The 11,408-nt window shown below is 51.8% G+C and carries 14 protein-coding genes and 1 tRNA gene; 5 read left to right on the top strand and 10 right to left on the bottom strand.

Annotated elements, in window-relative coordinates; all coding sequences use genetic code 11:
• The coding region (locus tag HXY34_13085; GenBank protein NWF97069.1) for a 23S rRNA methyltransferase at positions 1-160 on the top strand (160 nt) is incomplete at its 5' end.
• Here HXY34_13085 and HXY34_13080 read toward each other — a convergent pair.
• The 3 genes from HXY34_13080 to HXY34_13070 all read right to left on the bottom strand — a co-directional run bounded on the left by HXY34_13080 (position 157) and on the right by HXY34_13070 (position 1,292).
• Positions 157-513 (bottom strand): hypothetical protein, encoded by a 357-nt coding sequence (locus HXY34_13080; protein NWF97068.1) that lies wholly within the window; start codon positions 511-513, stop codon positions 157-159. The genes HXY34_13085 and HXY34_13080 overlap by 4 nt on opposite strands.
• A gap of 149 nt (positions 514-662) precedes the next feature.
• On the bottom strand, positions 663-914 hold the full coding sequence (locus HXY34_13075) for an H/ACA RNA-protein complex protein Gar1 (protein NWF97067.1): 252 nt from the start codon (positions 912-914) through the stop codon (positions 663-665).
• Between the two features lie 24 nt (positions 915-938).
• Entirely contained in the window at positions 939-1,292 is a 354-nt protein-coding gene (locus tag HXY34_13070; GenBank protein NWF97066.1) for a signal recognition particle protein Srp19, read from the bottom strand.
• Positions 1,293-1,827: 535 nt separating this feature from the next.
• Here HXY34_13070 and HXY34_13065 point away from each other — a divergent pair.
• On the top strand, positions 1,828-2,313 hold the full coding sequence (locus HXY34_13065; GenBank protein ID NWF97065.1) for a cytidine deaminase: 486 nt from the start codon (positions 1,828-1,830) through the stop codon (positions 2,311-2,313).
• 66 nt (positions 2,314-2,379) lie between these two features.
• Positions 2,380-3,294, top strand: coding sequence for an aspartate carbamoyltransferase (gene pyrB / locus HXY34_13060; protein ID NWF97064.1), 915 nt, complete (start codon positions 2,380-2,382; stop codon positions 3,292-3,294).
• On the opposite strand, the gene HXY34_13055 is transcribed toward pyrB, so the two are convergent.
• From HXY34_13055 to HXY34_13045, 3 genes are all read right to left on the bottom strand, one after another.
• Entirely contained in the window at positions 3,291-4,016 is a 726-nt protein-coding gene (locus HXY34_13055) for a helix-turn-helix domain-containing protein (protein NWF97063.1), read from the bottom strand. The genes pyrB and HXY34_13055 overlap by 4 nt on opposite strands.
• 209 nt (positions 4,017-4,225) lie before the next feature.
• Positions 4,226-4,363 (bottom strand) — tRNA-Pro (locus HXY34_13050).
• A gap of 225 nt (positions 4,364-4,588) precedes the next feature.
• Entirely contained in the window at positions 4,589-5,446 is an 858-nt protein-coding gene (locus HXY34_13045) for a metallophosphoesterase (GenBank protein ID NWF97062.1), read from the bottom strand.
• Between the two features lie 66 nt (positions 5,447-5,512).
• Here HXY34_13045 and HXY34_13040 point away from each other — a divergent pair, with 66 nt between their 5' ends.
• Positions 5,513-5,899, top strand: a complete 387-nt coding sequence (locus HXY34_13040; GenBank protein ID NWF97061.1) for a hypothetical protein — start codon at positions 5,513-5,515, stop codon at positions 5,897-5,899.
• A 93-nt stretch (positions 5,900-5,992) separates the two neighbouring features.
• Positions 5,993-7,099 (top strand): hypothetical protein, encoded by a 1,107-nt coding sequence (locus tag HXY34_13035; GenBank protein ID NWF97060.1) that lies wholly within the window; start codon positions 5,993-5,995, stop codon positions 7,097-7,099.
• Between the two features lie 7 nt (positions 7,100-7,106).
• Here the strand turns inward: HXY34_13035 and engB are convergent, their stop codons facing one another.
• The 4 genes from engB to HXY34_13015 all read right to left on the bottom strand — a co-directional run bounded on the left by engB (position 7,107) and on the right by HXY34_13015 (position 11,353).
• Positions 7,107-7,724: a GTP-binding protein EngB gene (gene engB / locus HXY34_13030; GenBank protein NWF97059.1), complete on the bottom strand. Its 618-nt coding sequence runs from the start codon at positions 7,722-7,724 to the stop codon at positions 7,107-7,109.
• Positions 7,696-10,533, bottom strand: a complete 2,838-nt coding sequence (locus HXY34_13025; GenBank protein NWF97058.1) for a DEAD/DEAH box helicase — start codon at positions 10,531-10,533, stop codon at positions 7,696-7,698. The genes engB and HXY34_13025 overlap by 29 nt, the downstream gene beginning before the upstream one ends.
• Positions 10,534-10,545: 12 nt before the next feature.
• Positions 10,546-10,773: a hypothetical protein gene (locus HXY34_13020; GenBank protein ID NWF97057.1), complete on the bottom strand. Its 228-nt coding sequence runs from the start codon at positions 10,771-10,773 to the stop codon at positions 10,546-10,548.
• A 325-nt stretch (positions 10,774-11,098) separates the two neighbouring features.
• Complete coding sequence (locus HXY34_13015; protein ID NWF97056.1) at positions 11,099-11,353, bottom strand: hypothetical protein; 255 nt, start codon at positions 11,351-11,353, stop codon at positions 11,099-11,101.
• Positions 11,354-11,408: the final 55 nt, after the last annotated feature.

Here is an 11,408-nt window from a genome sequence, read left to right as displayed (position 1 = left end):
GACGAAGGTTTTCCAGGGTCCCGGCTTCACCGAGTTCCTTGAATCAGTTCGCAAGAGTTTTCAAAGTGTGAAACTGCTGAAACCGGATGCCTCGAGGAAGACAAGCGCCGAAATCTATCTGTTGGCATCAGGTCCTAAAGGTGCCTGGAAAGCTGACTAGTTCGCCGCGGAGAGTCCAGAGTCCACCACCCACTCCTCAAGCTTTCTGCATGAGAGTGGTGAGTCTGGTTGTCTGATGCCGCATCTGGATATCTTGAGACAGTGGAAACAAGGGCAGCCATTCAAGTCTGATAGCTTGCCATGGTCTACGCCTCCGGTCATCGCCTCACTGATGACGTACTTAGTGCCTTCCACATCGTTCTTCTGCATTATCATTCCCTCGGAAATCAACTGCTTAATCGTCATTACTATCTGTTCTTGGTCGAGCTTCAGTCTAGCGGTCAGCTCTCTGATGAGGAGGCCTTTGCTACCAACGGCACGTAGCTCGTTCAGTATGCTGTTGGCTACACTCATTTTGATGACCTTGGACTAGACACATAACAAGCGGCTGAACGGCAACGCTCCATATTTAATGTTCGGAAGCTGCTTGTTTTCTATTGTATCTCAATGTACTACTCAGTACATGGATGTATATCTTTCTGAAGCAGAAGTCACTCCGCTGTCTACCGCTTCGCATCCTTCTCAGGTTTCTTGTAGATGTAGACTACTTGGTCAACAATGCTTTCAGTATCAACACCCTTCACAGGACTTATCGAAACATATGGTTCCTTGACCGGCCCAAAGACATCGATGATCGTGCCGACCGGTTTCACCTTCTTGTCGACTACCTTGGCGCCAATCGGCGGCGACTTCTCAGTTCTGAGTATGAGATGCCCCTGCTGGGACACATGACTTATTCTACCAAGTCGACGCATCTGTGAAACACTATCCTGTACAGCTCACGGCTTACGCGCCTTCTTCTTGCCCTTCTTGGCCGCCTGAAGTCGCTCCGCCTCCTGTCTTGCGACAATTCTTCGGACGCCCTTAGCAAGCATCAGCAATATCCTCTTTTTCTTGTGTGATTCAGGGTTTTCAACAACAAGGTACCCTTGGTTCGATGTGCTATCGCGCGGGTATCTCTTTTCTGCTTGAACTTCCGAATCAAGCCCTGCTAGGTCCGCCGCCTCCTTCAGCATCTTTACAGTCACCGCCGGAGCTGCAAGACCTGCAGGTATCTTGCGTCCTCTGGACCTTGTAAGATCCGAGTCAAGATATGCGGGCCATACTATCAGTTTGCCCTTACGTTGCTTCATCCGAGTCAGTCCTGCCGTTCATTGCTGATTGGACACAGGAGTCTTGTTGCTCCCAAGAACCGGCACTGGGGCGGCTTACTTCTCTAGGTCAGTCAAAGTATCGAGTTGACCTCGCGAGTTCTGTGCCACAGAGACACATAAGCACGATCCGGTGCATGCCCAAGGTTGTCCAACTTCGGGGCAGCTGCCGCGAACGCCTGAGCTGCAAGTTGCCACCTGCACGACCCTTTTTAGCTTTGTCATGCACCTGACTCTGTTGCATAAGTGGTCATGACCAGTCACCGCATGGCTGAGGCTGGCACAGGAAGCCCTCAGTATCCGCACTCGGCGCAAATCAGTCAATGCTATCTCCTCTGCCGACTCCGGACTTGACTTCTGCAACAGAGTCCATGCACCTACCTCCTTTTTCTATCTAACAGTGAATTGTATTGCCTGTCCACATGGCTGTCCGTTGAGTCGTTATTTGGCCCGCACCACTCTGAAGGAGAGCTTCTTAAGTCACACACTTGCTGACAGCGGAGGAGTGCGAGTGTTCTTGGCACGGAAGAGCAAAGATGTATACTTCTCCGAGATTGCTGACCTAGTCTCCTCAAGAAGCACATGCCTGAGGAATCAGGTGGGTGCCGTGATTGTGAAGGAGTCGCAGATTCTCTCTACAGGATACAATGGGGCTCCCAAGGGCCTGAGGCACTGCGATGAGACGGGCTGTCTCAGGGAGGAATTGGGTGTGCGACCCGGAGAGCGGCATGAGCTATGTAGAGGTCTCCACGCAGAACAGAACGCAATCATACAGGCCGCCTATCATGGTGTTAGCGTTCGTGGAGCCATCCTCTACTGCACAACCCGACCGTGCAGCATATGCACTAAGATGTTGATTAACGCCGGAATCGTTGAGATTGTCTACATAGAGGAGTATGAAGACCCGCTTGCCAGTCAATTACTGATAGAGGCTGGGGTTCCAATTCGGAAAGTTGAGGTCGCTCGAAAGCACGGGCGCAACTCCTCAAATCGGCAGAGCTAGCTTCCTCGTTTCTGGAAAGTTTAAAGTGAATGGTTATTCTCCCCGGTACCAGAGAGGAAGACGCCAATGAGTCGATTCCACAATCTCATCAGTATTCAGGACCTGACCCGTGACGATATCGATGCGATTCTCAAACGTGCTTCAGAGATGGAGGAGGTCTCCACTCGGCGAAGCGACAAGATGCATGACAAGATCATGGCCTGTCTGTTCTTTGAGCCGTCCACTCGCACACGTCTATCATTCGAGAGCGCAATGCTGCGTCTAGGAGGCAAGGTTCTCGGTTTTGCAGACGTCAGCGTTTCAAGTGCCGGCGGAAAGGGAGAAACCTTGGCAGACACTATTCGGACCGTGGAGCGATATGCAGACGTTATTGTCATGCGTCACCCGCTTGACGGCTCTGCACGCTTGGCGGCTGAGTTTTCAAGGATTCCTATAATCAACGCCGGCAGCGGCTCGGAAGAACACCCAACTCAAGCCCTTCTCGACCTCTATTCCATCAAGAAGATGAAAGGTTCAATTGACGGGATTTCCGTTTCCTTGTGTGGTGACCTGAAGTACGGTCGCACGGTCCACTCATTGGCTATGGCGCTGTCCCTCTACGATGTCCGCATCAAGCTGGCAGCTCCACCACAGCTCCGAATGAAGCCCGCAATCGTGGACGAGATGCTCAGAGCCGGAGTCAAAGTAACAGAGGTCGACAGTGTGGAGGAGGCCGTAAAGGATGTTGACGTGGTCTACATGACTAGAATACAGAAGGAGCGTTTCCCTGACATCGGCGAGTATGAAGCGGTGAAGGGGAAGTTCCGAATCAGACTGCAAGAGGTGGCATTGATGCAGAAGGACGCGATAATCCTCCATCCATTGCCCCGTGTAGACGAGCTGGATACCGCAGTAGACTTCACACCACAGGCCAGGTATTTTGACCAAGTTGAAGCAGGTGTCGTGACGCGCATGGCCATATTGGAGATGATTCTCTCCTAACCCGGGCTAATCTCACGCAGTTCTTTCACGAGCACATCGAGCGAGCCTATCTTGCTGACCGCCATTGGTATCCGCATCTGTTCGCTCAGTTCGAGTGCCAGTCGGTCTATCTGCCCGGCTCCATGCAACACGACAAGTGTAGGCTTGAACTCCTGCGACTTTATCGCAATCATTGGTGCTCGTCCTGTGTTCACCCTTGTGAAGATCAAGCATCGTTCAGTGGTAGCACCAAAGAGTTTGAGGAAGTCCTCGCTGTTCAATTCCTTCACAGCCTTCTCCACATCAACCAATGTGTAACCGTATATGGGCCTCTTGAGATAGTCCTTCCCTGACAGGACCTCGCACTTCAGTTTCCTGCAGAACTCTTCCGAAGTCATTGGTGACGTGAACTCGCTTATTGCAAGTACTATGTTTAGATCGACTAGGCTAACGTCCATGAGCCTGACGAATGCAGACGTCACCTGTCCTCCCAATCTCTCATCTAGAGACAGGAGTGCCATCACGAACCTCCGTATTGTGGCGGTCCCCGGTGATTTCCTCCTACCAGACTCGTAGTCACTAATCACGCTTGGACTCACGTTAAGATGCTCTGCCAAGACAATCTGAGCCAACCTGAATCGTTCTCTCCAGATGCGCATAGCCTGACCTGGATGGTCTGAGAGAGCGATTTCCCCGGCAATCCTTCGGGCCAGCCGCTCGCGAGCAGAGGGTTGGCTAGACATGATAGAAGCGCTGACAGGAGCATTGTGATAAGCATTTCGTCTTTTGACGATGTGATGTTATAGAAAGGTCGAAACCTCCGTCTAGAGGTTTCATCGAGCCCTCAACCGCCAAATCACAGGTGGCGGCCGTGCACAGACTGAGGCATCCACCTCGCACATCCGGCTCTTCTAGTCTTGTGAGCAATTGGACCGTTGCACACTTGGGCTGGTGGTGGGCTGGAGGAGATGAATTCTCATGACACCTGGTGTGTCACGACTTGAACTCTTGGTCCTGTGACGCATGGTGCATCACAGTCTGACCACTTGGTCCCGAACCAAGTATCATAGCCAAGCTAGACCACCAACCCATTACGATGGCACAGGTCCTCGGGATCTTATTGACCTGCGCAAGGTAGAGGGTGAGAACAGTCAAGATAAACGTTACCAATGCCAGCAACCACTGTATGGATCTCACAAGGCACAGAAGGCTCATCCTCTGCGTTTCTGTGCGTCAACGTACGCATTCCTACATTAGATGTCTACCAGTGTCTTGCATCCGGGCAGCTGCTGCACACCCTGCGTAGAATCAAGCCCTACTCCAAGCCTCGAATTGCACGGCTGGTTGAGCGAGCGGACTCATCCCTTCTTAAGGCCTGAACTGTGTTCAAGAAGACACCAGCTGTGCTGTATACCTCTGCCTCCATGAGTGACGCGCACCTCCCGCACCCGTTTCCGAACATCGGACCTGCGAGCACGAAGTCCTCTCTGTCAACACCGACACCTGAGATGAGCGAGTTGAAAGCTGGCATCACTACGCATTCTAGTGGAGCTTTGCTGTCGCCCACGGTCATTCCTGCACACCGACGCACACAGTCTCTGTCTACTCTGATCTTCAGAACAACCGGAATGGTACCTGCGTTTCTTGTGACGCGTCTACCACTCACAGAAACGGTTCTTTGTCTTCTTATGCTTGGATGGCAATGTCCCATGATTATCAAGTCACAGTCCATTAAGTCACCAGCAGGCCATGCATGTCCGTGCATGATTCCCAGTGAGACCCCATCGATCTTTGTGATACAACCTCTGACGTCCTCGAGAGTGACCCGCCGGGGTAGTAGGCATTGTATGTCACCATCATGGTTTCCAGGTACCAAGACTAATCTGACACGCTGGGAGAGTCGCTCTGTGAGTTCAGGAATCGCACTCCAGTTGTAGTTGTGGTCCACGCCGATGGTGTGTTTGAGGTCTCCTGCCACGAAAACGGTTTCGACATCATATTTGTCAATCAGAGTTTCTATGCGTGAGAGCATGAACTCATGCTGGAATGGAAACTCCACTCCAGTCGTAATCGACAGCTCTACCGAATAGCCAATGTGCAGGTCCGATAGAATCATAGAGGTGTGGGAGCTTCCCTTGACAATTACCGCCCTGTCTTCGAGGATTAGCTTCATGGCTGTTCTGGTGAAGATGGAATGAGTGGAAGGTTTTAACGCAAGTGATGAAGCAAGAGAGATGACATGGTACTCAGCGCCTACGAAGTCCAGCTCCTAGCAGAACCAATTCTCAGTCAGAGCACCGTTCAACACTTCCGAGACCGCTATGGGAAACGTTTTGTTCGTGCTCTGAAATTGGTAGAAGAGGGTCGTGTGATTCGGTATCATTTCTCTCCTAGTGGGTCTGTGACTTGGATTGTGAGAGGTCGAGCACGCGAGTACCTGACTGTTCCCGATTTGTACTGCAGCTGCAGGAGCTTCTATCAGTCGGTAGTCATCAAGAACGAATTTGACATGTGTTACCACATGCTTGCACAGAAGATTGCTGAGATTCGCAAGGCCTATCTCAGTGCTGAGTCTACTGACAGTGAGCGTCGTCGGCTGTTTGTGATGTGGCGAAGGACCGACTGACAGTGAGCGTCGTCGGCTGTTCGTCAGATACGTTTAAAACTCTGCCCAGAGTGGCGCTTGCAAGCTGAGCCAGAAGGTCGGATGGAGTCAACATTGAATCGCAGGAACCCTCCCAAAGTCTACGTCGCTGTACTGGTGCTGCTGCTTTTCGTGTCGAGTTTCCAGACAGATGTGAGAGCTCAGAGTCCGCTGGATCCGGTCGTTATTCTATACGACGCAAGTCACGGTCCGCAGTTTGAACCTGGCGACGCCGCAAACGGGTTGAAACTGATGCTTGACATGGTCAATGCTTCCACTCGTTACATTGTCAAAGTGCATAGAGACACTCCAATCAACGAGACCGTCTTGAGGGATGTGGACATCCTGATTGTTGCCTCCCCAGACCGCACATACGAGTATACAAAGAACGAGAGCATAGCAATTACCAAGATGCTTGCCAACGGGAGTTCCCTCTTCGTGCTTGGTGACCCGATGATTAACCAGACCTCCCGGTACTGGTCTGAAGCACCTTTCCAAGACTTGGGGGACAATGTGGCGGTCAACAGGTTCTTGGATCAGCTCAATATGACCGGTGTACGTTTCAGTACCAATCAGACTGGTCCCGACTCGATATGGTCAGACACGATGTTCGACTATGACCATGCCTTGAACAAGAGCGTTCCTTATGTCATACGGCTTGACAGCACCAGCTGGGACTCTACGCATCCGATTTTCAGGGACATCAACGAGCTGCTGGTGATGACTGCTACTCTCAGACCGATAGACACTGCGAGTGCCGTCGCCAATGGCTACAAGAGCTCCTTTGCGCAGTTCAAGGTGAGCCCATTCAGTTATGGCAACACGTCCTTCCCGAATATGAGCCTTGCAGACCTGGCACAGCATCCACTCAAGTATTCCGCCATCAATGGCACACGCCCACCTTGGCTTGCCGCTTTTGAGTACGATAGCAGCAGGGTAGTAGTGTGTGGGTCCACCATCATGTTCTCAGGTCGTCCTCTCGACCTGCCTACATCCGACAGTCGGCGAGAAACGCAATGGTTCTACTCTGCTGACAACTCCCGCCTGTTCATGAACATACTCGGTTGGTTGTCACAGGAATTCGTCGAAGCACCGGGTGCAATCCCACCTATGCTAGCAATCTCCTCTGTGTTGCTGTTCGTGGGTCTGGCGTACTATATTGTCAAGAAGATGAAGCCATGACAGGCATCTACCACGTTGGGAGGGCAATCGCCTGACACCTCAGTACATCCTCAATGGCTATCTTCAGTCTGTCTAGCCCCAGACGACGAGATGCGTCAGTCTCGATAATCAGAGGTTCTTGTCCCGCGGCCTTCTTGGTCCTCTCACGCAAGAGAGCGACCGCCTCCGTGAGGTCTGCTCTTCCAATCTTGTCTGTCTTGTTGGCAACTATGAGTACAGCTCTTGAGACTTCCAACAGGAAGTCATAGAACTCGAGGTCAATGGGAATCTCACCCCTGCTCTCCCATCTCTCTACAAGTTGTGGAAACATGGCTATGTCTATCACAAGTACGCTCAGAACGATTCTCTTGCTCCATCTCTCAAGACTCTCTACAATGTCGCTCTTTGTCTTCTCTATCGACTTCTTGCTTTGTCCTGTCATGTGTCCAAAGCCCGGAAAGTCAACTATTGTGACTGAACCCGCATCTATCATGACTTCTCTACGGGTCGTACCGGGCCTCTTCCCCACTCGTACTTTCGCTCCAGTGAGCGCCCTTATCACTGTGCTCTTGCCTACATTGCTTCTGCCTACGAATACTACAAGCGGTTTGTCGGGCTTAATCCCAAAACTGGCGCGTTCGAGCATATTGTGCCTCCGCATCTGCGACTCCCCTCAGGAGTGTGTGTCTATCTATCCGCCCAGGTTTCAGTATCCTTGATGCCGTTGCTGGACCAATCCCTCTTCCTGCAAGCACAATTAGTGCTTTCTTGCCATAATGAGCCACGAGACTCGCGGTGAGCATACCTCTTGAGTACTTCCTCAGCTCCTCAGCAGAGAGGGACTGACCTTCTGCTCTCTTCTTGACTATTCTCCCGAAGGCAGTCTCCCTCTGTGGGAGTGCAGCAATCATTGCCGAGCCACATCTTGGACATAGAACTGCATCCTCGAGCGTAGATACAGTTCTGACAGACTCCCAGTCCCCATTGACACAGACCAGCCTGAATCTCTTCGCTGTGAGCCTCTGTTCGATTAGCCTCAGTATTTCCTCCTCCTCGGTCAACTCCCCCACGACTTCGAAACGCGACCTCTCTTCAACGATGAGTCGTGCCAGTGGTGACATACTTGGAGTCCTTGCAATCACAATCTCTATCTTCCCTGTGGTCAGTCTGTCGAGTATCCTGCCCATCTGCTTCTCATCCATCTTTTCACTAATCACCTCTCTCATCGCCTCTTCGAAGACAGGCGTGTCATGATAGGCCTGGACTATCTTCTGAACCGGTATCTCCTTCGTCTTCGACTCGCGAGGAATCACGCCCATCCTGCGGGCCACATGGACAAACCTCGATGTGAAGGTCTGTGTGTTCCTCAGAGCCCGTCGGAGAATCTCAGATGCCTGCTTACTGTCATAAGATCTGAGCAGTTCTGAGACCATGTCGGGGTCTATCCTCTCTCCAGACACGAAGAGGACTCGATAGGGGTCTCGTTCTACTCCGACGTCTCTCCCCGAGCGTGTTGTGATCAACGCCGCCAATACTATTCCTAGTGTTTCATTTGCGCGGCTACCAAATGGCATATGTATGACCAATCCATCGCCAAAGTCTTCAATCACCACCCGGTCCCTTGAAGGCAGCGTGCCCAGTACTCTCTTCGCCTCTGTGACTGCGCCAATCAGGTACTCCTGAGCAGTGTCTGAGAGTCCGTATCTATGCCGAAGCCATCGTGCACACTCATCCTTGTCCATTCCTACGACTCTGTTCCAGACATCAGCAACTTCCGTCGCAACCTCCATTGGCACGGGAATCATCTCTCCAATCCAGCGCGGTGCATCACTGTCAGACTCTGCTGCGGGCGTACAGATGACCTCCCCCTCCTCTATGACCACAACGCGGTATGGCCTCCCGCGAATCACGAAGACTGAGCCAGTTTCTACGTTCTCTGTGACATAGTCCTCATCCAGTACTCCTATACTCTGCCTAGTAATGATATCTACTGCATTGACTTGACGAACGTCTGGTATTGTACTCAGGTGTTCGTAGTAGAATATGCGTGTGCGTCTTCCTGGTTTCAGAGTGTCATTCTCTATGCGAACTAGACCTCTACTCTCCATGAACGCCAAGATTCGCCTCAAGCCGCTTTCGTCCAGAAGCCTGAAGGCATGGACTGACTTCGTAGTTGAATACACTTCTCTGAAGTCAGTTTCTCCCACATCCAACAGGATGCCGCATATCTGGTGGACCAGCACGTCCCATGACATCTCAGGAATTGACGCCGCCTCGACTTTGTTGAGCCTTGCGCGTCTGAGTATGACTCCGCACTCGGTCACGTCATCCAGATTCATTGTGGCCAGCAGCACTGCTCGTGCAACTCTATTCATGCCATGGCCTGCACGACCTGCCCGCTGGAGGGCTCTTGAGACTTGTCTGGGGCTGCTATACTGTACAACCAGGTCGGCCTGGCCTATGTCTATTCCCAGTTCTAGGCTCGATGTGGCAATCACTGCCTTGGATGTGCCTCTTCGAATTCTCTGTTCCGCCTGCAGTCGCACCTCCTTAGACAATGAACCGTGATGAACATCGAACTCGAAGGGCGGGTCGACTTGTCGCATTTTGGCCCCAAGTGTTTCCGCAAATGATCTTGTGTTAGTGAACACAAGCGTTGACGTGTACTCGTTGATGAGTTCAATGATTCTTCTCAGACGGCTTACCGATGGCGGTGGATATGCTATTCTCCTCGAGATTTCCACGTCCTGAACGCTGGGCACTGGCATCTCCACTCTCAGGTCCATCTCTCTGGACCTGTACCCCGCCCATATCACCTTGGTTTCACGGTCGACACCGCTGAGCAGCTGGGCGACCTTGCGAGGATCTCCTACAGTCGCTGAGAGACCGATTCGCTGTATTCTTGTACCAACAAGCCGCTCCAGTCTCTCAAGGCCCAAGCTCAATTGCGTGCCTCTTTTACTATCGGCTATTTCGTGTATTTCGTCTACCACCACTGTAAAGACGGTCTTCAGATGATATCTGAGTCTACTGCCTGGGAGGATTGCCTGTAATGCCTCCGGTGTCATGATGAGTAGATTAGGAGGGCTGACCGCCTGTCTTCTTCTCTCATGAGGCGTGGTGTCACCATGCCTCACTTCAACAGTGAGTCCCAGATGCTTGCAGAGTCTCTCTATGCGATTCAGCACATCTCGATTGAGCGCTCTGAGTGGAGTGATATACAGTATGTAGAAACCGAATAGCTCCATCTCAGACTGAATCCTGACCAACTGATATAGCAGTGGAAGAAGCGATGCCTCAGTCTTGCCGCTCCCCGTCGGAGCCAAGAGCAACATATCCTGTCTAGTAGATAGGATTGCGGGAATTGCCTTCTCCTGTATCGGTGTTGGCGTCTTGATTCCATTCTCTGCCAAGAACGAGGTGAATCTCGGACCGAGTGAGTCAAAGACACTCAAGTTCGTGACCTTCTAGTCTCTCACCAGATGTAGAATCTCGTTGATAAGAATCCGCAGGTCTGTCTGAAATGTGACTTCTGCCGATGTCACGCGTTCTCGGAGGGCCTTGAGAATGCCTTCGACAGTCTCCTCCTCTGCCACTATTCGACCTAGGAGGTCCTTCATCTCTTCTAGGTTACTCACATGGGGGGTACATCTGCCAAGGGCCTCTTTCGCAATCTCCTTGGCCTCCTTAGTCATCGAGCGCCTCTCCTAGAGGCCTACTCCTCTTCTACCTTCTCTTCGCCCCAAACGGTGTAGCCCAGTATCATGGCAAGTGTAAGAAGTCCAAGCGCGTTAAGGAGGACAACAATGATAGTGGCTAGTAGATCCGCCTGCATAGGAATCTCGTGTTAGCGACTTGCGTTGACTTATAATGGTTGCTCATGAGCAATACTTGACTCAGACTGACGAGTGACTCGTGATACGGTTCAGCATGAGTCAGAAGGCCGACGGCGGCAGCAGGCACAGGTCTGAAACCGCTTCTGCGAGCATGAACCTACTTGCTTGCGCGAGAACGCTCCCCTCAGGTTTCAGCAGCCTTTCGTCCCTCATAAAACCTATCTACAAAGGTCCCATAGACATCGACAGGCTCAGTCAGGGGATTCACCTCGTCAATGACCATCTCAATTCCACAAGCACCGCACTTGACGGTCGCCATGGCGTTATCGCGATAGATCTCAATCTTGATTGCGGTCATTCCACAGTCGGGGCAAGGGTAAACATCTGGTATGCGCTTCTGTGGCTTTCTGCTGACCTTCTGTCTTCTTCTGCGACCCATTTCCGCTGCTCACCTATTCCTATTTAACACACATTGACTGTGCCCTGGCAGAAAT

It is taken from the genome of Candidatus Thorarchaeota archaeon, assembly GCA_013388835.1.
GTDB lineage: Archaea > Asgardarchaeota > Thorarchaeia > Thorarchaeales > Thorarchaeaceae > JACAEL01.
Note: the sequence above shows the minus strand (reverse complement) of the source record. Positions and strands in the feature narration are given on the sequence as shown.

Excerpts from the sequence above, each read along its gene's own strand:
- HXY34_13080 (NWF97068.1), bottom strand. The coding sequence starts at position 513 with ATGAGTGTAGCCAACAGCATACTGAACGAGCTACGTGCCGTTGGTAGC.
- HXY34_13070 (NWF97066.1), bottom strand. The coding sequence starts at position 1,292 with ATGAAGCAACGTAAGGGCAAACTGATAGTATGGCCCGCATATCTTGAC.
- pyrB (NWF97064.1), top strand. The coding sequence starts at position 2,380 with ATGAGTCGATTCCACAATCTCATCAGTATTCAGGACCTGACCCGTGAC.
- HXY34_13020 (NWF97057.1), bottom strand. The coding sequence starts at position 10,773 with ATGACTAAGGAGGCCAAGGAGATTGCGAAAGAGGCCCTTGGCAGATGT.
- HXY34_13055 (NWF97063.1), bottom strand. The coding sequence starts at position 4,016 with ATGTCTAGCCAACCCTCTGCTCGCGAGCGGCTGGCCCGAAGGATTGCC.
- HXY34_13040 (NWF97061.1), top strand. The coding sequence starts at position 5,513 with ATGGTACTCAGCGCCTACGAAGTCCAGCTCCTAGCAGAACCAATTCTC.
- HXY34_13045 (NWF97062.1), bottom strand. The coding sequence starts at position 5,446 with ATGAAGCTAATCCTCGAAGACAGGGCGGTAATTGTCAAGGGAAGCTCC.
- HXY34_13075 (NWF97067.1), bottom strand. The coding sequence starts at position 914 with ATGCGTCGACTTGGTAGAATAAGTCATGTGTCCCAGCAGGGGCATCTC.
- engB (NWF97059.1), bottom strand. The coding sequence starts at position 7,724 with ATGCTCGAACGCGCCAGTTTTGGGATTAAGCCCGACAAACCGCTTGTA.
- HXY34_13015 (NWF97056.1), bottom strand. The coding sequence starts at position 11,353 with ATGGGTCGCAGAAGAAGACAGAAGGTCAGCAGAAAGCCACAGAAGCGC.